Annotated in this window: 23 protein-coding genes and 3 pseudogenes; 9 read left to right on the forward strand and 17 right to left on the reverse strand. The window is 48.3% G+C overall.

The window, feature by feature from the left end; genetic code table 11:
- Positions 1–186: 186 nt before the first annotated feature.
- From NR121_RS19515 to NR121_RS19525, 3 genes and pseudogenes are all read left to right on the forward strand, one after another.
- A pseudogene (locus NR121_RS19515) lies at positions 187–885 on the forward strand (DJ-1/PfpI family protein); the annotation flags it as partial.
- 80 nt (positions 886–965) lie between these two features.
- Positions 966–1,598 (forward strand): DUF2306 domain-containing protein, encoded by a 633-nt coding sequence (locus tag NR121_RS19520; protein WP_062408339.1) that lies wholly within the window; start codon positions 966–968, stop codon positions 1,596–1,598.
- A gap of 48 nt (positions 1,599–1,646) precedes the next feature.
- Complete coding sequence (locus NR121_RS19525; RefSeq protein WP_256831814.1) at positions 1,647–1,868, forward strand: hypothetical protein; 222 nt, start codon at positions 1,647–1,649, stop codon at positions 1,866–1,868.
- Positions 1,869–1,927: 59 nt separating this feature from the next.
- Here NR121_RS19525 and NR121_RS19530 read toward each other — a convergent pair whose 3' ends face one another.
- On the reverse strand, positions 1,928–2,137 hold the full coding sequence (locus tag NR121_RS19530) for a hypothetical protein (RefSeq protein WP_054818585.1): 210 nt from the start codon (positions 2,135–2,137) through the stop codon (positions 1,928–1,930).
- Positions 2,138–2,401: 264 nt separating this feature from the next.
- Here NR121_RS19530 and NR121_RS19535 point away from each other — a divergent pair, with 264 nt between their 5' ends.
- Entirely contained in the window at positions 2,402–3,460 is a 1,059-nt protein-coding gene (locus NR121_RS19535) for a nitric oxide synthase oxygenase (RefSeq protein WP_256831815.1), read from the forward strand.
- A gap of 1,121 nt (positions 3,461–4,581) precedes the next feature.
- Here the strand turns inward: NR121_RS19535 and NR121_RS19540 are convergent.
- Together NR121_RS19540 and NR121_RS19545 are read right to left on the reverse strand one after the other, a co-directional pair.
- A complete protein-coding gene (locus NR121_RS19540) occupies positions 4,582–5,127 on the reverse strand; it encodes a MerR family transcriptional regulator (RefSeq protein ID WP_235594336.1) in 546 nt (181 codons plus the stop codon).
- Positions 5,128–5,333: 206 nt separating this feature from the next.
- On the reverse strand, positions 5,334–6,092 hold the full coding sequence (locus NR121_RS19545; protein ID WP_062408343.1) for an SDR family NAD(P)-dependent oxidoreductase: 759 nt from the start codon (positions 6,090–6,092) through the stop codon (positions 5,334–5,336).
- Between the two features lie 214 nt (positions 6,093–6,306).
- Between NR121_RS19545 and NR121_RS19550 the strand changes: the two are divergent.
- Together NR121_RS19550 and NR121_RS19555 are read left to right on the forward strand one after the other, a co-directional pair.
- Positions 6,307–6,450, forward strand: a pseudogene (locus NR121_RS19550) (IS110 family transposase); the annotation flags it as partial.
- A 250-nt stretch (positions 6,451–6,700) separates the two neighbouring features.
- Entirely contained in the window at positions 6,701–8,344 is a 1,644-nt protein-coding gene (locus tag NR121_RS19555; RefSeq protein WP_054818591.1) for an S-layer homology domain-containing protein, read from the forward strand.
- An 80-nt stretch (positions 8,345–8,424) separates the two neighbouring features.
- On the opposite strand, the gene NR121_RS19560 is transcribed toward NR121_RS19555, so the two are convergent.
- From NR121_RS19560 to NR121_RS19575, 4 genes are read right to left on the reverse strand one after another with little or no spacing between them, the layout of a single operon-like run.
- Positions 8,425–8,898, reverse strand: a complete 474-nt coding sequence (locus NR121_RS19560; protein ID WP_256831816.1) for a hypothetical protein — start codon at positions 8,896–8,898, stop codon at positions 8,425–8,427.
- A gap of 33 nt (positions 8,899–8,931) precedes the next feature.
- Positions 8,932–9,459, reverse strand: a complete 528-nt coding sequence (locus tag NR121_RS19565; RefSeq protein WP_174349924.1) for an NAD(P)H-dependent oxidoreductase — start codon at positions 9,457–9,459, stop codon at positions 8,932–8,934.
- Positions 9,460–9,503: 44 nt separating this feature from the next.
- A complete protein-coding gene (locus tag NR121_RS19570) occupies positions 9,504–11,132 on the reverse strand; it encodes a DHA2 family efflux MFS transporter permease subunit (RefSeq protein WP_256831818.1) in 1,629 nt (542 codons plus the stop codon).
- A gap of 27 nt (positions 11,133–11,159) precedes the next feature.
- Positions 11,160–11,795, reverse strand: a complete 636-nt coding sequence (locus tag NR121_RS19575; protein WP_074729241.1) for an HlyD family efflux transporter periplasmic adaptor subunit — start codon at positions 11,793–11,795, stop codon at positions 11,160–11,162.
- A 171-nt stretch (positions 11,796–11,966) separates the two neighbouring features.
- Between NR121_RS19575 and NR121_RS19580 the strand changes: the two genes are divergently transcribed.
- Together NR121_RS19580 and NR121_RS19585 are read left to right on the forward strand one after the other, a co-directional pair.
- A complete protein-coding gene (locus NR121_RS19580) occupies positions 11,967–12,440 on the forward strand; it encodes a MarR family winged helix-turn-helix transcriptional regulator (protein ID WP_054818609.1) in 474 nt (157 codons plus the stop codon).
- A 51-nt stretch (positions 12,441–12,491) separates the two neighbouring features.
- Positions 12,492–13,121 carry a TraX family protein gene (locus NR121_RS19585; RefSeq protein WP_062408349.1) on the forward strand — a complete coding sequence of 210 codons (630 nt, stop codon included), beginning with the start codon at positions 12,492–12,494 and terminating at the stop codon, positions 13,119–13,121.
- Between the two features lie 68 nt (positions 13,122–13,189).
- On the opposite strand, the gene NR121_RS19590 is transcribed toward NR121_RS19585, so the two are convergent.
- On the reverse strand, positions 13,190–13,435 hold the full coding sequence (locus NR121_RS19590) for a hypothetical protein (RefSeq protein ID WP_062408350.1): 246 nt from the start codon (positions 13,433–13,435) through the stop codon (positions 13,190–13,192).
- A gap of 490 nt (positions 13,436–13,925) precedes the next feature.
- Positions 13,926–14,397 (reverse strand): annotated as a pseudogene (gene infC / locus NR121_RS19595) (translation initiation factor IF-3).
- A gap of 63 nt (positions 14,398–14,460) precedes the next feature.
- Between infC and NR121_RS19600 the strand changes: the two are divergent.
- The gene (locus tag NR121_RS19600) at positions 14,461–14,772 is read left to right on the forward strand and encodes a hypothetical protein (protein WP_054818597.1); all 312 of its coding nucleotides are present in this window, start codon (positions 14,461–14,463) and stop codon (positions 14,770–14,772) included.
- Between the two features lie 160 nt (positions 14,773–14,932).
- Here the strand turns inward: NR121_RS19600 and NR121_RS19605 are convergent, their stop codons facing one another.
- The 8 genes from NR121_RS19605 to NR121_RS19640 form a co-directional block, all read right to left on the reverse strand.
- Positions 14,933–16,789, reverse strand: a complete 1,857-nt coding sequence (locus tag NR121_RS19605) for a sensor histidine kinase (RefSeq protein WP_256831819.1) — start codon at positions 16,787–16,789, stop codon at positions 14,933–14,935.
- Positions 16,782–18,317 (reverse strand): response regulator, encoded by a 1,536-nt coding sequence (locus tag NR121_RS19610; protein ID WP_256831820.1) that lies wholly within the window; start codon positions 18,315–18,317, stop codon positions 16,782–16,784. Before NR121_RS19610 ends, NR121_RS19605 begins: the two co-directional genes overlap by 8 nt.
- 154 nt (positions 18,318–18,471) lie before the next feature.
- Complete coding sequence (locus tag NR121_RS19615) at positions 18,472–19,437, reverse strand: sugar phosphate isomerase/epimerase family protein (RefSeq protein WP_256831821.1); 966 nt, start codon at positions 19,435–19,437, stop codon at positions 18,472–18,474.
- A gap of 137 nt (positions 19,438–19,574) precedes the next feature.
- Positions 19,575–19,913, reverse strand: coding sequence for a Gfo/Idh/MocA family protein (locus tag NR121_RS19620; RefSeq protein WP_459980147.1), 339 nt, complete (start codon positions 19,911–19,913; stop codon positions 19,575–19,577).
- 48 nt (positions 19,914–19,961) lie between these two features.
- Positions 19,962–20,804 (reverse strand): carbohydrate ABC transporter permease, encoded by an 843-nt coding sequence (locus NR121_RS19625; protein WP_054818605.1) that lies wholly within the window; start codon positions 20,802–20,804, stop codon positions 19,962–19,964.
- Complete coding sequence (locus NR121_RS19630; RefSeq protein WP_062410911.1) at positions 20,801–21,745, reverse strand: carbohydrate ABC transporter permease; 945 nt, start codon at positions 21,743–21,745, stop codon at positions 20,801–20,803. Before NR121_RS19630 ends, NR121_RS19625 begins: the two co-directional genes overlap by 4 nt.
- 56 nt (positions 21,746–21,801) lie before the next feature.
- A complete protein-coding gene (locus NR121_RS19635; protein ID WP_174349929.1) occupies positions 21,802–23,073 on the reverse strand; it encodes an ABC transporter substrate-binding protein in 1,272 nt (423 codons plus the stop codon).
- A gap of 24 nt (positions 23,074–23,097) precedes the next feature.
- Entirely contained in the window at positions 23,098–24,120 is a 1,023-nt protein-coding gene (locus NR121_RS19640) for a Gfo/Idh/MocA family protein (protein ID WP_235594337.1), read from the reverse strand.
- Positions 24,121–24,298 lie beyond the last annotated feature (178 nt).

The raw sequence follows: 24,298 nt of genomic DNA on the forward strand, positions 1-24,298 counted from the left end.
CCTTCATTCCGAGGATTGACCCTTACCGAATATATATATAAGTGTATCATCTCTTCCGCCAAAAAAACGAGTTCCGCGCATATTGTGACGGTTTGTTTATGGTTTTGTTACCTTTTTGGCGCTACGTTTGAGAGATTCTTTTGGTATCCTACCTATCAGTGGAGTGAATAAAAGGAGGTTATATGGATGTTGACTGTACAAATCGTGCTGTTCGATGGCTTCGATCTTCTGGATGCTATTGCACCTTACGAAGTATTTTGCGCGGCCGGAATGGTTGCCGATCATGCGTTGTGTGTGGAATTCGTCACTGCGGAAGGGCCAAGGCTCGTCCCGAGTGGCGTAAACGGGTTAAAAATTGAAGCGGGCGGCAGGCTGAGCCCATACCGAAAGGGCATCATTCTCGTGCCTGGCGCGTCCGGTGAGATAGAAGGAGACAGCCCAAATTCCATTCCTGCCATTTTGGCCCGTGCCGTGAACACGGAACTGACCGGAATACTTAAGCAGGCACTCGGGCATCCGGATATCGTAGTGGCTACCGTATGCGGGGGTTCCTTGGTGCTGGCCATGGGAGGAGTGCTGGAAGGAAGGCCGGCGGTAACGAATTACTTGGGAATGGATGTGCTTGGGGCGACCGGTGCCATACCTGTTCCGGCTCGCGTAGTCGATGACGGCAACCTTGTTACCGGGGGCGGTGTAACCTCGGGGCTGGATATCGCGCTCCATCTCGTTGAGCGGGAGCTGGGGCCTCGGATTGCACATGCAGTAGAGCAATTGTTCGAATTTGAACGGAGAGGAACGGTCTGGCGTAACATCGGTATCCCCCCGCGTAAGGGATCGGCGGTCCGTGACCCAAACGCCGCGAGCCTTCAAGGCACATCGGTGAATGACATTATGACCGGTTTCGCCAAAGCCGATGTATTGCCGGCCTCCAAATTAACAGGGAAGCGAATATAAGGGGTAAAAGCATGAACAGACGCCAAACCTTCTACAAGCTGATCGCGTGCGTTAGTATGATTTACATCCTTTATGTCTTGGTCAACAATTTCGTTGTCGATCCAGGTGCCGAGACGTTTTTAAGTCATAAAGCAGGTCTTGAGTATGAGCTTAAACCTCGGATCTGGCTAATGGTCATGTATATTCATGCAGGTTTCGCCTGTATTGCGATGGGCTCGGGTCTCATCAATTGTTCAAGGCGCAGCTATGAGAAGCACCGTGGTTTTCATCGCGTGAACGGCTGCGTCTATGTTTCGTCCGTGCTTATTGCCGTGCTGACATCCGGATACATGGCGCCCTATGCCACGGGAGGAAAAATAAGCAGTATAGGCTTTAATGTTCTCAATATTCTCTGGCTGGTCATAACGGCAACTGCTCTTGTCCACATCTTTAAAAAACGGATTCTTCAGCATCGTCGGTGGATGATTCGAAGCTATGCCTTTTGCTATACGAATATGCTGATCCATCTGCTCACCTTTGTGTTTCACCAGATCATCGGCTTCGCTTACGTGACCAGCTACACGATTGGATTATACGGCTCGATGGTGCTGCTGATGATTGCTCCGGAAGTGCTTTTTCGAGTGAAAAAACCTAAGTGCGCATAGGCCTGCTCGATTCAAAAATTCAAAAATGAAAATGGGGGCGGTCAGCATGTGTATTTTGGTTATATCGAAACGGTTGCCGCTTTATATGTGTTCAACGGACTTGCCGCCATGCTGATCGTAGGCGCTCAAAACATTATCCATTCGCTCAAGACAGAGGTTTTCCCTACCCGAATGCGTTCGACCTCCGTCGGTTGGGGGCTTGGCGTCGGCCGGATCGGTTCTATTCTCGGACCGACAATAGGCGGTTATTTATTGGCTTTGAACTTTTGAATTCAAAACCTACTTCATTTTGTTCAGTATCCCATTTGATTTTAGTTTCCTGATCATACTTACGTTTCCCAAGCACGTGGAGGAATCAGAAGGGGACAAGCAGGAATATCTCCCCAATACAGCGGAACAAATTCATTCAAGCATCTAAGAGTCATGCCGTTAAAAAGGCAGCCTAACCCAATTTTGAGAACGTGTCTTTTTAAAATTGGCAGGTGCAGGTTGAGAGGAATGATCTGCTTAAGCTGGTCCCGCTTGTCCTTTTGACTCACGTACCAGGCCTCCATGTGTTGGCAGATCATAATGCCATAAAGTTTACATAATAATTATTATGTAAACATTGAATGTGAATGTACCACAACATTGTAGAGCGATGTCGATCGGATTCCAACATTAGACTAAGAGAATAAATATTAGACTGGCAAAGTGTATTAGGCTAACGGGCAGAAGAGCTCAATAGTAAATGGGTATAATTTGGAGTATACTATACAGTGGAAAAGTATATCTACCGGTGGACTTGAAAGGAACATTTCAGCATGGAACTATACGAAGAATCAAGAAAATTCATTATCACTTGCTATGAGGAACTCGGAAAGGGGATAGACGAAACTCACGAAAGAATATCGGAAATATGGAACATGATCAAACAGGATGGAACCTATGAGCATTCATTTGAGGAATTGGAACACGGGGCTAGAATGGCTTGGAGAAATAGCAATCGATGTATAGGACGATTATTTTGGCAGTCACTCAAAGTGTTTGACGAAAGAAGTCGACAAACCGCTGAGGAAGTTGTGACTGCTCTTTATCGCCATATTGAATATGCAACGAACGTAGGAAAAATCAGGCCAACCATCACAGTGTTCGACCCTAAGATTCGGATCTGGAATCACCAACTCATTCGCTACGCCGGTTATGAAACAGATCAAGGTATCGTGGGCGATCCACATTCAGTGCGTTTTACACGTATTTGTGAGGAGTTAGGATGGCGAGGTAAACGAACGGCATTTGATGTGTTACCATTAGTTATTCAAGTAAATGGGGAAAAGCCTGTATGGTTCCCTATTCCTGACGACTTAGTAATGGAAGTCGATATTCGTCATCCGGATTTACCTCAATTCATTGAATTAGGACTCAAGTGGTACACTGTTCCAATGATTTCAGACATGGCATTAGAAATAGGCGGCATTACCTATTCAGCAGCACCGTTCAATGGTTGGTATATGGAAACAGAGATCGGTGCACGTAATTTCGCCGATACTCAGCGGTACAACATGTTACCCAAGGTGGCTCATTTAATGGGGCTTAATACCAAAACGGACACATCCTTGTGGAAGGACAGGGCACTGATCGAGTTAAACATCGCTGTGTTGCACTCTTTCAATGAACAAGGTGTCACCATTGTCGATCACCACACTGCAGCGAAACAATTTCAACTTTTTGAGCAGATCGAATCTGACGAAGGACGAAATCTTACTGGGGATTGGTCATGGCTAATACCTCCGGTTTCACCGGCAACGACACACATTTTCCACAGTCATTACGATGATACAATCACTAAACCCAATTTCTTTCGGCAATCCACCCTTTTTTGACAAGCAATTAGACATTCATCCTTTATTATCAGACAATTTATTTTATAGACAAAATCTACTAATTATAGATAATGGGTGAAGGATACTATTGAGCACACTAAAAGGATCAATATTCAGATCGAACATAGATTGGTTGGATTTGTCTCAGGCATTCCATTCAATACATTCAATATTCCTTTTTTTGTAGAATTAGAATTATATATAAAACTAAGGAAAGAAGTCATTGTCATTATCTTGTTAATGCCAAGTGCCGTAAGAAATAATAGAGGGGGTGGTATAAATTAGGGAGAGCAGAAGAAAGTCAGTTCGAGTTCCGGTAAATATGTGAAGAACATGAAAATATCTTACCCAAAAAAAGCTGGCCAAATTGGTCGGCTTTTTTTGTTTAAATATAGTGGATCGGATCATCGAAACTTATTTTTTAATGTACGAAAAATCACATCAAATTGTGTAACAAGATATATGAAAGCATGCCATACAAGGGGCCTAATCGATTTATAGACATATGTACAAAATACGAGTTTTGTGAAAATGTATAACTGACAATATCGACATTCCAAATAATATCTCTGATCAATATTTTTCTTCTGTAATAAATGACATGTCTGACAATCCTGTTTTTATACAGAGACCAACCCCAGCCGAAAAACTCGTTATTAGTTATTTCTGCGCGAAATCGTATTCACACCGGCTCTCCAGCGAACCGGAACACTAGCAATATTAGATCGAATGCATCCATCACTTTCTGGAGGATTCCATCTCCAATCCCCTTGGTAGACTTCTTCTTCATTGACCCATTGTTTGGTCGCTATTTAGTGACACAGACATCCCCTTAAAATTAGATTCTTGCTCTTCCTTTTCATCCGATGCTTTAATCAAGAAAATGGAAAATAGATTTCGCTTGTATTTGCTTGGCAATTCATATCTCATTTATAGCGGTTTCTTTTTTGTTTTAGAAAATGATTTGATTTGGTAAGTCGGAATAAAGCAAATTTGAAGGCAGCCCAATAAAAGCAAGATATGCCGGGGGCTATCCGCTGATAGAGCGAATAACCCCAGCACGCTTTTGAACCGCCGGCATGCGGATTTTATTGTAAGTGAAATTACGGCGCATCGGCTTCCTACCTGGTTTTGAACAAGCGTTGAAAAAATCCGGGCTTGCCCCGGCCGGTTCGTTTTGGTGCCTCAACGGCAACCGCCACTTCAAACTGGGAACGAAGATGTTCCGTGAGATGCCGGTCGCGCATTTTTAAGGAGTCCTCAATATACCGCTGCTGCTGTTCCATCACTTTCGATTGCTCGTCCAGCTTTTGAATCAGCATCTGAAGCAGCCCGTTTTGGTCCGTAACCTTTTCCGCAAGGTCCTCAACTTGTTTTTCGAAATTCGATTTGGCCTCCGGTGTTTTATCCATGTTTACGCTGCCCTCAAGCCATTCACGCACCTGGTTGTAGGTCCAGCCTTCGGTTTGAATTTTTTCTTTAATCGCCAGCAAATCGGAAATGTTCTTTTGCGTAAAACGACGGTGTCCGCGAGAGGTACGCTCCACTTGCAAATTAAATTCTTTTTGGTAAACACGGATTAAATCGTCCGACAACTCCGTCATTTCAGCAACTTGTTTGGTACTGTAGAAGGCTTCAACAGAAATTTCGTTTTCAGATTCCAGCATCGATTGCACAATACTCCCTCCCTATTAAAAACTCGCAACACCTAATCCAGATTTCAACTCTACTTCTTTCATTGTAGATTCAAAGAGGTGAATTTACAGTCGAAATCAGGGTGTCGGATATTCAAAAATAGTGAGGAAAAGCATTTTTGTTTTGTATTATATCCGTTGAATTTTGACGATTGTTGTTGGAGCGTTACCGATACGGTTTATACTGCTGTCCATCCTCCGTCGACCATGACCGTATGGCCTGTGACCAAATCAGATGCAGAACTGGCGAGATAAATGACCGTGCCCAGAAGATCCTCCGGTTTTCCGATCCTTTGAATAGGTTGACGCCGAAGGTAATCCTCTTTAAATGTCTCTTGTGCAAATAAAGACTCAGTTAACGGCGTTAATAAATATGTTGGACCGATAGCATTGACATTAATGCCGAATTCAGCCCATTCGGCTGCCAGGGTACGGGTCAAATTGATCACCCCTGCTTTGCTTGCGGTGTACGAGGACCGTTCGGCGGAACCGATCATCCCGTTAATGGATGCGATGTTGATGATCTTCCCGCTTCCTTGCCGGATCATGACTTTGCCCGCGGCTTGGCAGCAAAAGAAAACGCCCTTCAGGTTGACGTCCATTACTCTGTCCCATTCTTCTTCTGTCACCTCTACAGCCTTTTTCCTGATGATCACTCCGGCATTATTCACAAGTACATCGATTCTCCCAAAATAATCACAGGCTTGCTCGATCATCTTCCCGATCCCGCCCACGTCCGTTACATCCAGTTCAACGACCAGGGCTCGCCTGCCCGCGCTGCGGATTTGCCTGGCAGTCTCATTGGCGGTTTCCAATCTCTCCGGAAGTTCAGTAATGACCAGATCAGCTCCGGCCTGGGCAAGTCCCAGAGCTATACTTCTGCCAATGCCGGAACCGCTTCCAGTAACGATGACCACTTTGTTGTCAAGGTTAAACATGGGAATGTCCTCCTGTCCAGCTAATGAATTTAGCAGTCTGAATATGGAACAAACAACAGGTGAAATATCTATATTGTCTACTAAAACCGCTTTCATGTCTAACAAAAAAAGCTGTCCTGAGAAAATAAAGTATTAGACATCCATGCCGCTGACGCGGCACCCGGTGGTTGTTGCACCAGCCCTTCAATCTAACATGCCGTAAGGAGTTTCTTGAATGGACGTCGTTTACAGCCATGTGTGCGGGCTTGACGTTCACAAAAAGAACATCGTCGCCTGCATCATCACACCGGAAGGCAAAGAAATCCGAACGTTTGAAACCATGACCGACGACCTGATCCTACTCGTCGATTGGGTCAGGATGACAAAAGCTTGATTGATTTATCCTCAGCCGGTCTTTATGGTCAATCGATTAAACTTAACATAAATAATATTATGTAAACAATGAGGCGGCCATCCTTGGCAAGCTGCTGTTCAAGCGGCTGTTAATTTATTTCCAGATGACTTTGGTATTCTTGCCAATGTATAATGAAATCGTTGTACTCATTCCCAACTTTATCACGCTCTTCCACCCGGTTTTCGCAGATTGAATGATGAAGGAGGCCTTTCTAATGAATAAAAGCTTCAAAATTTTGGCGTGTTCGACAATGGCTTTTGCCATGCTGACTTCCGCAGCCCTGGCCAATCCGGTAGAAAATAAGTCGGCCGTTGCCGTTGCTAACGCAAAAGTCTCTTATGCTTTCAATGATTTATCCAATATTGATCCGGTTTTGAAAGCAAAGATAGATTCGCTGCTGTCTAAAGGGATATTTGAAGGAGTTTCGGATGATACCTTCGGGATTCATCTAAACATGACTCGTGCCCAGTTTGCGAAAGTGGCTGCACTGGTCTTCGATTTGGATGTTGATTACAGCATCACTACCTCCAGCTTTGCGGATGTGAAAGCCGACGATCCGCAACATGGCTGGGCGATCCCGTACATAGAAGCCGCTAAGAAGGCCGGGCTGATCGATGGGATGACGGATACGGAATTTGCTCCGGGAAATGATGTGACGATAGGCCAGCTGGATAAGGTTTTCGTCACCGGTTTGGGTAAGCCGGTGAACGTGACAGGCAGTCCCTGGTATGAGGATGCTGTAAGGCAAGCTCAGGCTTTGGGCATTCACCCGCCCGGCAAAGACGGCCGTGCTGCGGCTTCCCGTGCCGATCTGGTTACAGCCGCTTATGCCGGTTATGAAGCGTTCCATAAGCAAGAGGATAACGCAACTCCGGCAGCGATTGTTTCTGTCAAATCGGTTGACAATAAGACCGTGCAAGTGATACTGAACCAGCCGGTGGATCCTTCCAAGGTCGCCTTTTCCCTTACCAAGGATACCCAGCAATTCTCTACAACAACCAAGTGGTCCAACGACCATAAATCAGCGGATTTAACCGTTAACGATGCTGAGCTAACCGCCGGCGAGTACACGATTAGAGTAACCGGTCTGGACAAACCGCTCACAGCGACGTTAACCGTTTCCGGAACGATAAGCACCAATGATCCCCATGTATCTATCACTAATCCCGGCACTATCGCCAACGTGATCGATAGCGGATTAACGAGTGCGGCTACCGGGCTCAACGGCTTTGTCACAAGGACGGTAGCCGAAGACCCGACCCTCAGCAAATTTGCCAAGGAAATCAAATTTAATGTGACCAATGCGGCTGGAGACGCCGTAGCGATTCCAGGCATTATCGAGACGATCACCTCGTCCGATCCCAATGTGGTCAAAGTCGGCCGCTCGAATGACAACCGCGGCTATGTTCTGGGCAATAAAGCGGGAACGGCGACCGTGAATATCGTTTACAAGACCAATAAAGGCGAAAGCAAAGTCGCATCGGTAACCGTAAACGTAAAAGACGAGGTCGTGGCCGCAAGTCAGGTTGAAGCCGATGCGAGAGCCTATCAAAGAATGACGGTATCGGATAACGTATATTCCGCCGAATTTAACGCGTTTACTGCGATGAACCTTAAAGTATACGACAACTACGGCATCAAGTACCAGAAAGATGAAGTGCAGAAGTATAATTTTGCCCTCGCTGTAGTGCTTATCGCGGATCATATTGTTGGAGATCTGGACAAAGGCGATACAGGCACGGTGACGGTAGATCCGGATGGGACGGTTCATGTCGTCGGAAACGTCACGCAATTTGATATAACCGCGCATTTACCGAACAACAAGAGTGCAACTACAGAAATTCGACTTCTCCCATAATAACAGCCAAAAGACGCAGCATAGCAAGTGTACAAAAAGGCCCGAATGGCTCATCCGAATGAGCTTTCGGGCCTTTTCAGTTATGGTTTTTCCGATCTGTCGTTCATCATCGAACGCAGCGCGGCGCGAAAATCGTCATCTTTCATTGCCGTATGATCCGAATCTTTTTTTGAGCTTTCGCGTTGGTCCGGCTGCCGAAATTTTTGAAGCGCCTGCCGGTAATCCCGATCGGCCATTTTCCCGTCATCCGGAGCGCGCCGCGTTTGCCCGGAATCCGTGCTTTCAAGCACCGAAGAATCGTCAGTGACGGATATTCCTTCTGATTGGGGCTCCATGCTTTCCGTTTTGGCCGCCGGCCGGGCATGCTTTGGTGCTGCCGCGGATGCGCTCGTGTCATCTGACGATTCCGGTTTCGCCAAATCTTCTTCAGGACGGACTATGGGATATTGCCGCTCGCTTCTTTTAGGGGTCGAAGAGAGCGAACGAAGATTATAAACAATGAGAATCACGATAAGGATCAGGCCGACGGCAATGCTCAATATGGGAACAATCACCGCCTCTCCCCCTTTCCACACTGATGTCCCTCACTACACATGAATGAATTTTTTGGTCACCTGAGCGACGCGTTCTCCCAATGCTCTTCCGAGCGCTTTTCCCTGCTCGCTTATGAGCTCATCCTTATCGATCGGACAAGTGATGCCGACGCCATAATAAGAACCGTACAGGGCATTCTCGGAAATATTGCCGGGAAGACCTACGATAATCATCCCATGATGCAGCATGGGAGTCATTAAACTGACCATGGTGGACTCCAACCCGCCATGCTGTGTTGCCGTCGTACAGAATACCGCCCCGATTTTATTGATCAGCTTGCCGTTCGCCCAGAGATGCCCGAGCTTATCGATCCAGGCTTTTAACCCCGAACTAATCGTTCCGAAATGCCCGGGACACCCCCAAATGATGGCGTCCATATCGGCGAGATCGTAGACACTGGCCGAATGGACATGGTGGATATGCACCTCCGCCTGAGCCTCTCTCGAGGCCCCTTCAGCGATGGATCGGGCCAAAGCTTCCGTATGTCCGCCTTCACTATCGTATACAATGTAAATTTTCATTTAACCGCCTCCGCTTCACGAGACTTTCAAGAATTAACCATACGTTAACCTTGCCGGGTTTGACCAGGAGCCGGAAGCATAATGACCTCCGTACTCGCTGCCTCTTCCCTTTCCGCAGTCTTTTTATCTTTTCGCACATCCTTCAGAAATACACACAGCAGCAGGGCGGCGGCCGAAATGATGGAGGTCCAGAAAAAAGCATCGTTGATCCCCATAACCGTGGAATGCATCTGGGCTTGTCCAGCAAGCTGGGAAATGGCTTGCACTTGTGCCTGTTCCAGCGGCAGGTGCGACGAATCGGCTATCTTGTGAACCAGCGAATTAAACGAATCCATAAAGGCTGGATTGGTTGTATCCATCCGGTTCGTATACGAAGCAAAATGGAAAGTCGACCGGTTGGTGAAAATCGTCGTAATCCAGCTTGTGCCAATCGAGCCGCTAATTTGACGCAGCGTATTGGACATGGCTGTACCGTGGTTGTTCAGTTCCTTCGGCAGCTGGTTCATCCCTGCGGTCATAATCGGCATCATCAACAACGACATCCCAAAGAAACGAAGCATATACAGAATCATAATAAAGTTATACGTCGATTCCATTGTCAGCTTAGTAAATTCAAATGTGGTGACGGTCGTAATGATCATGCCGATGATCGCAAGCGGCCGCGGGCCGACTTTATCGAATAAAGCTCCCGACACCGGCGACATGACCATCATGACCAGCGCACCCGGAAGCATAAGAAGTCCGGACTCCATAGGCGTAAAGCCTCTTAAGTTTTGCAAGTATATGGGAAGCAGAATCATCCCTGCGAACATGCTGGCTGTCAGAAGCACACTGATGACGGTGGATAACGAAAACATGCTGTATTTAAACACGCGCATATCCAGCATAGGCGTATCGGACTGCATTTGCTGCAGTACAAAGATGAAGATCAAAGCCAAACCGATAACAAGATAAGCCAGGACTGCGATATCCGTCCAGCCTTTCGTTCCCGCTTCCGTCAAGCCGTACAAAAGCAATCCAACTCCGGTTAAAGAGGTAAAGGTGCCGAAATAATCCAGCTTTATTTTTTTCGGTTCTTCGATATTGTTTAGCGTAAAAAAGGCAATGATAAGAACCAGCACCCCTAGAGGTATCATCCCCGAAAAAAGTAGATGCCAGTCATAATTTTGCACCACCCAACCGGATAATGTCGGGCCGACCGCCGGAGCGAACATCATAGCCAGCCCGAAAAGCCCCATGCCCTTGCCTCGCATCTCCGGAGGGAAGATATACAGGATCACACTCATGACAAGAGGGGAAAGCACTCCCCCGCCAACGGCCTGAATCAGACGACCGGCCAGCATGAGCGGAAAATTCGGGGCCAGGCTGCATATCAGAGCTCCGAGCGTAAAACAGAACATGGCGATCAAAAACAACAAACGAACTCCGAACCTTTCGATTAAGAATGCGGATAAAGGGATTAAAATCCCGTTTACCAGCATATAGCCGGTTAAAAGCCACTGGATCGTATTCGTCGTTACACCGAAATCCGCTGTCATATGTGGAAGAGCAACGTTTAATAACGTCTGGTTCAAAATCGCCAGGAACAAACCCAGCATCAACACGGTCAACAGCGGGATATGCCGGGAAATACTGTCGCCGCCGCTCTTCACGGCTGAGTTTTGAGCAGCCATATCGCTCCTCCTTTCCAAATCATTACATTATTTTTTGGTAATCTTCACTTCAGCATTCATCCCGGGAAGTACATTGTCCGAGTAGTTGCTGATCGATATCTTAATCTGCACTTTTTGCGTTACTTTCGTGTAGTTGCCACTTGTATTGCTCACGGGAAGCAGCGAAAATACGGAATTCGTTGCCCGTCCGATCTCCTCTACCTTGCCTTTTAACGTATTGCTCGAATCACCGTCAACCGTTACCTCGACGTCCGAACCGATTTGAATATCTTTCACGTCGGTTTCGTCAATATTGGCTACGATATACAGCTTCTTCATATCGATGAGCTGGGCTAAGGTTTGGCCGGGTTGAACCATTTGGCCTTCTTTGGCCTGGTTTTTCACAATAGTGCCTTCGAGCACCGGACTTACATTGACCGTCTTGGTTCCGTCACTCACTTGGCCCACAACTTTGGCTTTTGCGACCACGTCCCCTTCTTTCCCGTCCCAGTTAGTCAAGGTTCCTGCAGCCGGTGCGGACAGGTTTATGATATCCCCTGCGACGCGCGCATCCTCTGTCTTAATATATTGTGAGCTTTGAAGATAGTAATAGAAACCTCCCATAATCAAAGCAACGATGACGATAATGCCAATCAGATTGGCTGCAAACAAACGACCTTTCATAGGTTTTCTCCCTCCATACTTTAATATATAAATTACTTTGTAACAAAGTATTTTAGAACAAAATAAATTTATCATAATAAAAAAAAGAATACAAATAGTAAAGTAATCCTGTATACTTAACTTATGTCATTTCATCGGGAAAGAAATTGGGGATGAATAAGGAAAATGGGAATGCGAGATGGAAAAAAAGATATGACCGCGCAAATCGAAGCCATGGATCATTTTAATGAAACGTTCTTGAGATATAAAATGAAATTGCTGGATGCCCATCATAAAGACCCGCAGCTTCGTATGAATGGCACCAAATATCATATACTGATAACGATATACCAGCGCCAAAGCTGTATGGTAACGGATATTTCGCGGCATTTGCATTTGTCTTCGGGAGCTACTACGATTTCGCTGAATCAGTTGGAAAAGGACAATCTGATTGAGCGGCTGCGGAGCAATGAGGACCGGCGCACAGTCATGGTTACCCTCACTCCCAATGGAAAAAGGTTTATTGAAACGGTGCTGGACATCCGAAACCGGCTGCTGGCCGAGATGATTGAGCCGCTTTCTTCGGAAGAACAAGATCAATTATTTCATATTATCGCTAAGATATCCCGACAGCTGGCCAAGAAGATCGCTTCCCATGAGCTGTAAAAGATATCCTAAACGCTCGGCCCGGAAACCAAAGTTGAAGGTGATACCATCATGCTGCAGCTTATTGCTATGACCACGATGCTGATTGACCATGTCGGGTACATTTTTTTTCCTCATACGGATCTGTTCCGCATTATCGGACGCATTGCCTTTCCGCTCTACTGCTGGTTTCTGGTCCAAGGCTATCTTCACACGAGCAGCCTGAAAAACTATATGCGGAGGCTGTTCTGGCTGGCCTGCTTGTCGCAGATTCCGTATTCCCTGGCATTCGATGATTGGGAATTAAATGTGATCTTTACTCTTTTGCTGTCGATCGTTGGCTTATATGCAGCGGATCGCATCAAGGATGAGAAATATAAAGCCCTGCTGATGGCCGGAGTACTGCTTGCCGCCCTGCTGATACCTATGGATTACGGGCTTTATGGGGTGCTGCTTGTTTTTCTTTACCGGTATTTTACCGGGTGGAAATTGATCGTCTATCATACGGCCCTGAACATGATGTTTATCGCCGTATATGGAACGGGCGCCTGGATTCAATTATTTAGCCTGCTGGGGACTTTTCTGTTTGCTTATCCTATCCCTAATTACCAGATATCCATTAAAAAATGGTTGTACCGCAGCTTCTATCCGGCGCATTTGTTCCTCCTGTTTATCCTCTATCTCTGGATGGAGCAATCCTAGACTCTCTCTTGCCTAAAGCAAAACGGGTCGAAGAGCAGCAGCTCTTCAACCCGTTTTTGTTCATCTATTCATTGCTCTTCTTTATCTTTGGATTCGTTGACCAACCGGTCATATTTGGCATATCGATCATCCACTTCCGAGGCCATTTGCCGAAACCTTCTGGTCTCTTCAAGCACCGGATCAATCTGTGCCTGAATGCGGATCTCGGTTTTGATCGGCAGCCGTTTGCGTGCGGCCTCCTTCGTATCCTCCTGCTCCATTTGGCCTTCCGTCAGTTTTTGCGCCAATTCTTCCTCCAGCTTTCTGGAATTCATGGTTCTTCATCCCCTTTCGCCTTGTGTCAGATTCATCAAAGTCTTTTTATATCCTGTCCATACGAAAGAGCTGCTATAAGGCGGAGCCTGTTGAGCGGTTCAGCAGGAACGGGTCGGACTGTTTTTCCAGCCGGTGAAATGGATAAGCAGGCAACGACAATCAAAACATTGCGGCGATCCGACGAATAAAATTGGATAACAATTTGATGGATGGAAGCACAAATAAAAAGGAAGCAAATGCCGCGCCAGCTCAATGCTTTGATGGTCCCCTCGCTCCGGAAGGCGTTTTTTGAGGGCGGATCCTTCCCAGACGGAGACCATGCATTCGATGATCACGCCGACCATAAAAATGACAGCCCCGTATCTTCCGTCATCGGTCCAGCCGTTCCGCGCCCAATGGAACATAAAACAAAACGATCCGAAGCACGTGTTCCCATCTCCATCCCCAATTATCATTGATCAATCAAGCTGTGGGCTGTCGAGCTCTCCTTCAGACCGGATCGATTTGAACGGCAGCTTGCTTACCGCTGATCTGAATCGCCGTTTTTTACGGCCTGCCGTGCTGAGATCCCGCAGTATATCCTCTAAAAGCGCTTTTCCCCTCCCCTCTTCTTTCCCTTGCGCCCAGACAACGAACATCACCGAATCGCCGGATTTCAGGATTTTCTGTGCCTGCTGCAATTTGGTCTCGTAGTTGTGCTCTTCAATCCCGGGTGTAAGACGAATCTCCTTCAGCTTGGGCACGCGATCCTGCTTCCGGGCTGCTGTGCCTCCTGCCTGGCCGCTCCTGCACCGATCAGCCTGCATGGCGGAGGACTGCTCATGAATGAGGTGCATACCAAATCAACCTTGAGTTTTTGGGCCATGGCCAGAGCTTCTTTCGTCGGGACGATGCCCAGGTCTTCCCCGTTTGGTCCTGTGAGGTGAACCTCGGAGGCTTTATTTTTTTCGTTCATGATCATTGTCAGCGCACCTGAACTTTCTCTATAATGAACCCATATTACCGTGTAAAAGGAGATTTTTCAATGAGTCAAAACGAACTTGAGCAACAAATCATTCGCAACTACCAGCGCGACGAGCAAATGATGATTCTTGTGTTTGCCCAGTGGTGCGTTAATCATGATCTCGATCCGGCCGCATTGTACCGCCGTGCCTATCCGCAGCAAGACGCTAATCCTTCGCTGCAGCAGGCGATCGCATTGACCGTGCCTAAAGAAGAGGCCGGCGAAATTGCCGATGAAACGCTGCTGGGCGTCTTGTCGCTTTTCGGTAATGATGAACTCGCCATGGTCGTCACCGAGGAAATTCAAAAGCGTCCGCGCGTCGCCAAAAAATAAGACCCAACCGATCGTCGGCAGAGCTTAAACGCGCCGCCCAATTCCATTTGTTCTCCTATCCGGGCTTGTCATTTCCGCATGCAAATAGCGCAAACCAAAAAGTCTGCCAGGCCCGGTACCGGAACAGATTTTTGGTTTGCAAAGTGGTAAATGAGATCCATCAGATTTTCATGGCTTGTTTCTTGATCCGAATTTGAACACTCGTTCCTTCTCCCGCTTCTCCGGATGAACGAATGATCATCCGATAGGAGCAGCCATATAGCATTTTGAGGCGGGAATCCACGTTTTTCATCCCGTATCCGGAAGAGGAAATAATCTCCTCCTCCAGAACGTCGCCATTCAACAATTCCCGTTGTTTATTCAACTGCTCCACCGTCATCCCCACTCCGTTATCGGAGACATCGACGACGACCTCATCTTCTTCGAGATAACCCGTGATCAGGATCAGACCCTTCTTTCTCAAACGCCGCATCCCATGGACAATCGCATTTTCGACAAGGGGCTGCATCACCAATTTACCGATCGTATATTGGGCTGCTTCATCAGCCAAATGAAGGGTAAAATCGAAGCGTTCTTCAAACCTGATTTTTTGAATTTGCAGATAGACGCGCACCATTTCAAACTCTTCGGCCAAGGTTATGGTTTCCCGGCCCTGGCTTAAAATCATGCGGAACAGCTTGGACAAGCCGCTGACCATCTCGCTGATTTTGGGCTGTTCATTCTCCTGAGCGAGCCAATGAATCGAATCCAGTGTGTTGTATAAAAAATGAGGATTGATCTGATATTCGAGAACTCTGAGCTCAAACAGCCTTTTTAAACGCTGCTGCTCTTTCAAATTCGTCATCAATTCCTCGATTTCGGACGCCATCAGATTGAATTGATCTCCGATGATGCGGATCTCGTCGTTTCCCTTGAGCGAGATTCGCGTTCCCCACATGTTTTGACCGAATTTACGCATGGCCTTAATCAGCTGCCTGAGCCGTTGAGACAGTATTTTCGTTGCCCACAAGGATACGATCAATGCAAGAAATAGAAAAATCACATAACCGTAAATCAGTTTATTCCGGATTTCTTTCGTTTCTTTATGGATAAATTCCTTGTCAAGCCCGACAAAAAGATAGTCCTGCTGGTCCATCCGCATGAGAACGGTTCTCCATATGCGGCCGTTTAGGCGAACTTCCGTCAGCTTGGATGCGATATCCCCCGGTGCTTGATCGATCAGAGGGCCGGTGCCGCCCTGGATTTTCTTATTGTCGTATACCATCCACCCGTTTTCCGATGCATGGATCATGCCGAAAATCATTTGGCCGTAATAATTGTAGGTCTCAAAGGAGCTGCGAACGGCGTCCAAAGAAAGATTCACAATAACATAACCGATCATCTCGGTCGGCTGCGTTACGCCATAGATTTTACGCGCGATGGTGATCATATCCTTGTTTTTGATTAATGCATCGCTGACGCTCCATGCCAAACCGGACTGCTCTGCCGAGATCACCGTCTTAAACAGCTCGGAACGCTCCAAATCTTCAGGATAGATCCGGTAATTTTCGGACGTATTCAAATATACTTCTCCGTTCATATCGATGATGGCGATGGAAAAAATATTGTTCCAAACCAACCGGGATCTGGACAGCAGGTTCCTCATGGTGTGCTCGTTGGCGTATCTCTCCTGTAGACGCACATTTTCATCAAGCGGGCGGCCGGCATCTCCCTCCTCCATGGTTTTCTTGGCCGAGGCTAATATCCTCTGCACGTCGGGGTCAATCAGAATCTGGTTCGTCAAAGTGGTCACATCGTTAAAAATAGCCCGTATTTCTCTGCTTGCCGCATGCTCCAGCACATACAGCGTATTGTTCATTTCCGCCTCTTTTTGTTCGATCTGATCGGACATCAATTGGGCGATGACAGCAATCAACAGCAGATTCGGAACCGAAATGATGAGGATGAGCTTAATGAAAATTTTACTGTTGAGTGTGGTGTACCATCGAGAGAGATGCCTGAACAGCGGTTTAAGCATAGGAACCGGATTCCTCTTTGTAGTCTGATGGATTTTTACCGACCCATTTCTTGAAGTAGCTGCTGAAATAAAGGGGGTTCTCGTAGCCGACCTTCTCCGCAATTTCGGATATTTTCAGATCGGTGTTGTTTAACAGCTGCTTGGCTTTTTCCATACGCGTCTTTGCCAGGTACTGCATGCAGGAAAAACCGGTTTGTTTGCGGAACGTTTGCGTCAAATAATTGGGATGAAGCGAAACGACATCGGCAAGAGATTGAAGAGTAAGCGAATAATCGTGGTAATGCTGTTCTATGTACGCGGCTACCTTGTCAACAACATCCGAGGCTGCGCCGGTTTTCGTCACCGTACCGCGGCTGATCACGCAAGCTTCCAGCCACCGCTGCATTCGTTTGGCCGCTACAGCCATGGAGTGCCGGTGCAACTGCGGCAATGCGGGGCACTGCAGTCCCAGTTCCTGAAACAGTTTTTCCACGGAGACCGCAAGCTTATAAAAGCCTTGCAGCGCATGAGCGTCCCCCGCATTGCCTGCCATGAGCATCCGAAGAAATTGCCGCGCAGATAAAAGCGCCTCTTCCGTTCTGCCCGTGCCAAGCGCCATGCGGAATTTTTGCTCCTCCTCCAACGGATAGGAAGGTTCCCCCAAGGAATGGGCTTCCAATAGATCATAGGCTTGACTTACGGATTGCGGAATCCGGACAATGCCGCGAACAACCGTTCCCACCGCTGTGGCCACAGGAATGCCAAGCACCTTGTCGGCCAGAAGAGCAAAATTCTGAATGCTGTCGCATGAATTTGAGTCCGCAGGCTGAATGCCGAACACCAGCGTTCGTTCATCCTTAATCAAGACAAAGCCTTTGACGTCTCCGAGGACGGTTTCGCTAAACAGGTGCTTGGTTCCGGTGCAGTACAGCAGCAAATCCCGCTGCGACAGCTCCGGCTCGCTTTTCTTCAGCCGGACGACGCCGCCGAAATACTCCCCATCGAGTGGAAAGTTAAAGCAGTCGGCATTCTCCTTTAGTTCCGCCATGGAAAGGAGCTTGCCTTCCAGCAAATCCGATAGAAGCTTCTCCCGCACATAGCTCTCTGTGTTGGCTCTTGACGGTTTGCCCGCGTGCTGTTGAGAGGCAAAGCGCAAACGCGCCTTCATGATGTCCTCTCGGATCGCGCATAAGATGGCATGCAGCTCTGCCGGCTGCACAGGCTTAGTAATATACCGGTATACCTTTAAATCTATGGCTTTTTGCGCCAGTCTGAAATCTTCATGACCGGACAATATCGCGCAGGGAATACCCGGATAACGTCTGTTCACCTGTTCGATCAATTCGATGCCGTCCATAAACTGCATATAAATATCCGTGATGATCAAATCGGGCAAAACCTTGGCTGTCTCGAGCCATTGCAAGGCCGTTTCCCCATCGTCTGCCGTACTCAATACGCGGAATCCATCGTTCAGCTGGGCAATGGCCCTCTCTATCCCTTTTCTGATTGCCTGTTCGTCTTCGACCACTAGAATGTTCATTTCAGACATACTCCCCTCCATTGTCAAAGACGGCGCAGCAATGGGCCAATCCCGTTCTCATTGCTGCGCCGTCCGTATGTCTGCCTGTACAGCAAACCAGGATCCTGCTTGTTTATTATCGGACATAATCTATACTATACAGGAAACGGGCAATAATAAATCATTAATTTGCCCAATACATTTCTCCAGTTGTCTCCGTAATCAGCACTTCTTCAAGAAAGCGGACCGCTTTGATAAAGCCTTCTTGTACGGACATGAGCCCGTCTTCGTGTTCGATGCTGATCGCTCCGGTATAGCCCACCAGCCTCAGGGTACTGATGATCGCTTTCCAGGTGTCGGCTCCGTGCCCGTAGCCTACCGTCCGGAAGGCCCACGAACGGGCGGATATATCCTTATATGACTTCGTATCCAGCACGCCATTGAGTGCGGTACGATTAGGGAAGATTGCCGTATCCTTGGCATGAAAATGATAGATCCGGTCCTGGAGCGCCAAGATGGACGATACCGGATCCATGCCCTGCCAGAACAGATGGCTGGGGTCAAAGTTCACGCCGACCTGCTCTCCCCCGATATCGCAAAGCCGTATTGCGGTTTCCGTGTTGTACACCGCAAATCCGGGATGAGGCTCAACGGCAACCTTGACGCCGTGCTCACGGATAAACGAGCTCATCTCTTTCCAATACGGGGTCACCTTTTCCCGCCACTGCCACTCTACGATTTCCGCAAAATCGGTAGGCCAAGGGCACGTAATCCAAACGGGGCGCTGCGAGGTTTCCGATTCGCCCGGGCATCCGGAGAAGTTGACGACCGTATGGACACCGAGCCGCTGGGCCAGCCTAATCGTGTTTTGAAAATCGCGATGATGCTCCTCGGCAACGATTTTGTTGGGATGAAGGGGATTTCCGTGGCAGCTCAGCGAGCTGATTTCCAGCTTGTATCGGTCAAGCAATTGGCGGAAGCGCTCAATTTCTCCCGGGTTATTCAGCAATTCCTCCGGCTTGCAGTGATGGTTGCCCACATAGCCGCCGGTTGCAATTTCCACGGTTTGAACTCCGCATTCGGCTGCAAAAGCGAGAGCCTCTTCCAATGTTTTTCGTCTAAATAAGGTAAGGAAAACGCCTAATTTCATCGTATACTCTCCCTTCGGACTCTACCGTTTTAATTGATGCTGTCGATGCGAACCCAGCTTTTCTTCGTCGAGGAGGTTTCAACGGACTCCAGAACGATTTGATTTTGAACCCCGTCTTCAAAATTGGGAGCGGGCTGCTAGCCTTTGGCGATCCCGTTCATCAGCTCATGCACCAGGTTGATAAACGTATGCTCATATCCGATAATATGCGCTGCAGGCCAATAAGCTCCGGCATAGGGGTGATGCTCTTCCGTGCAGTTGATCAGCCTGTACCCCTGTAATCCCGGCTCGTCGTCGGCAAAATACACTTCAAGAGTGTTCATATTCTCCAAATCCCAGCGGATGGATGCTTTCTCCCCGTTGATCTCAAAGCGCTTGCCGTTTTTGTTTCCGCCTGCGAATCGGGTCGCTTCGAATGTCCCGAGCGCTCCGTTCTCGAACCGGGCGATAAAGACCGAGGCATCATCGACGTCCACCTTCCCTTAGGTGCCGCTTTTCCCATAAATTTGTAGCCGATGATCGTACTAATCCTTCATGGACCCGCTGGTCAAACCGCTGACAATAGATTGCTGCAGGGTGATAAAAATCAGGATGATCGGCAGCGCGGCGATGGTCGCTGCGGCCATGAGGTTATTCCACTCGGTTCCGTATTCCCCGATGAATTTATATAATCCCATGGTCAGCGGACGAATGGTTTCATTGGTCGTCAGCGTCAGGGCAAAAATAAAGTCTCCCCACCCCCACAGAAAGCAGAATGCGCCAACCGTCAGCAATCCAGGCTTTACAAGCGGCAGAATGATCCGCCAAAAGGCGCTGAATTTGCCGCTGCCGTCAATCAATGCGGCTTCTTCAAGCCCCGAGGGAAGCGCCAGAAAATAAGGCCGCAGCACGAGGATCGCAAAAGGCAGCGAATGCGTCGTGTTGGCCACGATCAAAGCGGGGAAGCTGTTGATCAGCTGCATTTTGGAAAAAGCGATAAACAAAGGCATCGCGAGCATAATGGTCGGCAGCATTTGGGTCGCCAGGAGCAGAATTAGGATCGCGGCCTTTCCCCACATGCGCAGGCGGGCCAAACCGTAGGCCGCCGGGGCGGCCAGGATCAGCGTGAGCAGCATCGTGCCCGATGCAATGATAAAGCTGTTGCCGATATACCCCAGCATGGAACGGTTGGATACAAAATTATCGGTATAGGCGGCAAAAGTGAGCTCATGAGGGAACATATGAGGCGGGTTGGCAAACAATTCCCCCATCGGCTTAAGCGACGTAATGATCATCCAGTACACCGGAAACAAAAACAGCAGGGTGGCCGTAGCTCCGATGACCGTAAGCGCGTATTCTTGTTTGCGGTATTTGGCATGCGCGCTCAATGATGTTCCTCCTTTCGCATCATCCGCAGATACACAGCCGACAAAGCCATCAGCACAAAAAACATGATGCTGGATACCGCGGCGCCCAAACTAAATTCAAAGTTGATGAAGGCCAACCGGTACGCATAAAGAGGAAATACGGTAGATGCGTTAACGGGACCTCCTCCGGTCATAATGAAGATCAGGTCAAATACTTTGAAGGTGTAAATCAGCCCGAGCATGAGCAGCACCAGAATCGTAGGCCTCATGAGCGGCAAGGTAATGTCGCGGAACTGACGCCAGCGCCCCGCGCCGTCGATCCTGGCTGCTTCGTAGAGATGATCCGGCAGGGATTGCAGCCCGGCGAGCAGAATGATCATATTAAACGGTACGCCGATCCAGATATTCGCGAGAATCGTGCCATATAATGCGGTTTTTTCCTCCGTGAGCCAGAATCGGTGACTGTCGATCATGCCGAACAGCTGCATTAGATAATTCATCACGCCGTGGTCGCCGGCCAGCATCCATTTGAATAAGGTCGCTGTAATGACAATCGGCATCATCCAGGCTAACAGCATCAGCGAACGCATCATACCGCGTCCCGGAAACCGGAGATTGAAAAATAAGGCCAATGCAAAACCGATCCCGAATTGGAAAACGATGCTCAGCACCGTGAAAATGGCTGAATTTTTAAATGAAACGGCAAACACTTCATCCTGAAAAATCGTTTTGTAATTTAGCAGCCCGACAAAATCGTGTTCGCCTCTCAAATTCATCAAGGTGACATTCTGAAAGCTGATCAGTAAATTGTACAAAATCGGAAACACAAGAAAGATGACCATAAACAATACTCCGGGCAGTACAAATACATAATTGGCCAGGCGGTTCCATAAGCTGCGCAAGCTTCTTCGGGAAGCATCCGGCACACGTTCGGTTGAAGCAGGTGACAATTCTCTCTCCATGATCTCCCCCATTCCCTGTGCAAGAATGAAGCCGTCCGGCTCCACCCCCTTACCTGTTATTGAAGAAGCGGTTTGATTTTGGCATCCGTTTCCTTCACCGCGTCTTCCGGCGACTTCACTCCCGTTAATACCTGCTGAATCATCTCCTGTATCGCATCTGAGATTTTCGGATAGTTCGGTCCGTACGCCCGTGCCTTAGCGACATTCATGCCGTCGGCGAATATTTTGAAATACCTGTCGCCTTGCCAATAAGGATCCTGTATGAAATCCCTGCGGCTTGGCAGTCTGCCCGCCGCCTTCAGGAAATTTTTCAAATATTCTCCCTGGTTGGCGAACTTCACAATATCCCAAGCGATATCCTTATGCTTCGACGTCGAGGTAATCGCCCAGTTTTCCCCGCCGAGAATCGTGCCACCTTGTTTGTTCACAGGAAGCGGGACGATATCCCATTGAAATTTGGCCTCCTTTTTCAAAACCGGAATTTGCCATGTCCCATTGACCATCATGGCCGTATTTCCTGCAGCAAACTGCAGCATTGAGGCCTGCTGATCTTGTCCAAGAATTTCCTTCGACATGGCGCCGCTGTCAAGCAGCTCTTTCCAAAGCTTAATCGCCTCCACCGTTCCCGGACTGTTGAACTGGGTCACATCCGAACCGGATTGCCACACAAAAGGCAGGAACTGAAACGTTCCCTGTTCGGTCCGCACAGCGGAAACGCTCATGCCGTAAACGCCTTGCTTCGTCAGCTTCTTGGCGGCATCCAGCAGTTCATTCCAATCGGCCGGAGGCTTCACGCCCGCCTGTTCCAGCATGTCGACGTTGTAATAGAGCGCAAGGTTATTGCTGCTGTTCGGAACGCCGTAATTTTTATCCTTGTAGACCGTCGAGGACCACGGGCCGTCAAAGTACTGGTCGGCTTGCCCCCACTCCTTGACTTCCGCCGTGATATCGGCCAGGACTCCCGCTGCGGCGAACGCCTGATGATCCGGGTTGTCAATCCATACGATGTCAGGAAGCTGTCCTGCGGCGGAGCCTAACAGCAGCTTATTTTTCAAATCGCCGAACGGAACGTAAGTGCGTTCGATTTTCACATGAGGATTCGCTTTCTGGTAATCGTCGATGACCTTGGTTAATGCTTCGACCATCTCATCGGAACTCATATAATCCCACCAAGTAATCTTCACCGTCTCGCCGGGTTTGTTAGTTTGTCCGTTAGGCGCTGTTGTCCCTGAAGGGGCAGTCGATCCATCCCCGGTTGAGCCGGGATTGCATGCGGTGGTGAGTCCCAAAACCGATACGATGGCCGCCAGCCTGATTTTTTTCCACATGGATAACGATCCCTCCCATACCTGTTATCGTTTTAAGTCCCGCAAAAGACTGAAATCGGCCAGACGAACCGGCATTCCGCTTTTCGCCGACTGAATCGCCGCACAGGTCATCTCGAAGCTGCGAATATTATCCTGAATAGGCGTTGCCGGAATACGGGATTGCCGAACCGCCGTTACAAAATCATCGAGAGACGACGCTCGGTCTCCCAGCTTTGCAGGGATTTGATCAATGACACGGCATACGGCGTTCTCGGGAGCCTCCCCTGTCCAAAGCGTGATTTCATCATTGATCATCTCGATCGCCCCGTGATCTCCGACAATGCGAATGTCCCCGTTCCAGCTCGTTTCCTTTCCCCGGGAAACCCAGCTTCCAAAATAGTGCACCTGAATTCCCCTTTCCAGCTGCATGACCACACTGGCGGACGGATTGCCGCTGAACCAGCTCCATGAAGGCCGGAAGCTATGCGCCAGGATCTCTTCCGCTTCCGCCTCGAGCAAAAACCGGATGATATCAAAATGATGAATGGCCATATCCTCCAATAAAATTTCGGAATAGTTATCCCGCCACCCGCCGAATTTCATGGCCTTTCGGAATTCATATTCCACATAACCGACAGATCCGATCACTCCCTCGTTCAGAAGCTGTTTTACAGTTTGAACAGGGGCTCTCCACCGGTAATTTTGGCTTACCGCAATCTGTTTGTTGTACCTTCGGCTGATTTCAAGCAGTTCTATCGCTTCCTCGTACGTATGGGTCATCGGTTTTTCCATCAATACATGAAGCCCCGCCTCCAACGCTTGAGCGGCTAGAGCTTTGTGTGTCTGCGGCGGGGTAACGATTAATGCGATATCCGCTTTGATCTCCCGGAAGCCGTCTTCCGGCTGATGGAACAATCGCTCTTGCGGCAAACCGGTGATTTGAGCCGCTTGGGCCAGATTGTCCGGCATGATGTCAACCACCGCAGCTAACTCCGCCGCCCGGCAGTCCTTTACAATTTGGAGCCACGATTGTCCGAATCCTCCGGCTCCGATTTGAATCATCCGCATGATGCCCACGCAGGAGACCTCCTTTTTTCATTCGAGATAAGCGCTTACATGAAAACTATATCGAATCATCGGGAATCCATGAATCCAAAATATTAAGGCAGCATATATAAATATTTAATATCTTAGGGCTTGCTGAATAATCAAAAAATCCTTATGTCACAAGGGTTTAGAGGCACTT

The sequence above is a fragment of the Paenibacillus sp. Pae15 genome (assembly GCF_024519685.1).
In the GTDB taxonomy this organism is placed as follows: Bacteria; Bacillota; Bacilli; order Paenibacillales; family NBRC-103111; genus Paenibacillus_G; species Paenibacillus_G naphthalenovorans.

Coding starts and splice junctions, on each gene's coding strand:
- NR121_RS19615 (WP_256831821.1), bottom strand. CDS start 19,437: ATGAAATTAGGCGTTTTCCTTACCTTATTTAGACGAAAAACATTGGAA.
- NR121_RS19535 (WP_256831815.1), top strand. CDS start 2,402: ATGGAACTATACGAAGAATCAAGAAAATTCATTATCACTTGCTATGAG.
- NR121_RS19590 (WP_062408350.1), bottom strand. CDS start 13,435: ATGAATTCCAGAAAGCTGGAGGAAGAATTGGCGCAAAAACTGACGGAA.
- NR121_RS19600 (WP_054818597.1), top strand. CDS start 14,461: ATGAGTCAAAACGAACTTGAGCAACAAATCATTCGCAACTACCAGCGC.
- NR121_RS19580 (WP_054818609.1), top strand. CDS start 11,967: ATGCGAGATGGAAAAAAAGATATGACCGCGCAAATCGAAGCCATGGAT.
- NR121_RS19555 (WP_054818591.1), top strand. CDS start 6,701: ATGAATAAAAGCTTCAAAATTTTGGCGTGTTCGACAATGGCTTTTGCC.
- NR121_RS19540 (WP_235594336.1), bottom strand. CDS start 5,127: ATGCTGGAATCTGAAAACGAAATTTCTGTTGAAGCCTTCTACAGTACC.
- NR121_RS19520 (WP_062408339.1), top strand. CDS start 966: ATGAACAGACGCCAAACCTTCTACAAGCTGATCGCGTGCGTTAGTATG.
- NR121_RS19570 (WP_256831818.1), bottom strand. CDS start 11,132: ATGGCTGCTCAAAACTCAGCCGTGAAGAGCGGCGGCGACAGTATTTCC.
- NR121_RS19630 (WP_062410911.1), bottom strand. CDS start 21,745: ATGGAGAGAGAATTGTCACCTGCTTCAACCGAACGTGTGCCGGATGCT.
- NR121_RS19610 (WP_256831820.1), bottom strand. CDS start 18,317: ATGTCTGAAATGAACATTCTAGTGGTCGAAGACGAACAGGCAATCAGA.
- NR121_RS19585 (WP_062408349.1), top strand. CDS start 12,492: ATGCTGCAGCTTATTGCTATGACCACGATGCTGATTGACCATGTCGGG.
- NR121_RS19565 (WP_174349924.1), bottom strand. CDS start 9,459: ATGAAAATTTACATTGTATACGATAGTGAAGGCGGACATACGGAAGCT.
- NR121_RS19635 (WP_174349929.1), bottom strand. CDS start 23,073: ATGTGGAAAAAAATCAGGCTGGCGGCCATCGTATCGGTTTTGGGACTC.
- NR121_RS19640 (WP_235594337.1), bottom strand. CDS start 24,120: ATGCGGATGATTCAAATCGGAGCCGGAGGATTCGGACAATCGTGGCTC.
- NR121_RS19545 (WP_062408343.1), bottom strand. CDS start 6,092: ATGTTTAACCTTGACAACAAAGTGGTCATCGTTACTGGAAGCGGTTCC.
- NR121_RS19605 (WP_256831819.1), bottom strand. CDS start 16,789: ATGCTTAAACCGCTGTTCAGGCATCTCTCTCGATGGTACACCACACTC.
- NR121_RS19575 (WP_074729241.1), bottom strand. CDS start 11,795: ATGAAAGGTCGTTTGTTTGCAGCCAATCTGATTGGCATTATCGTCATC.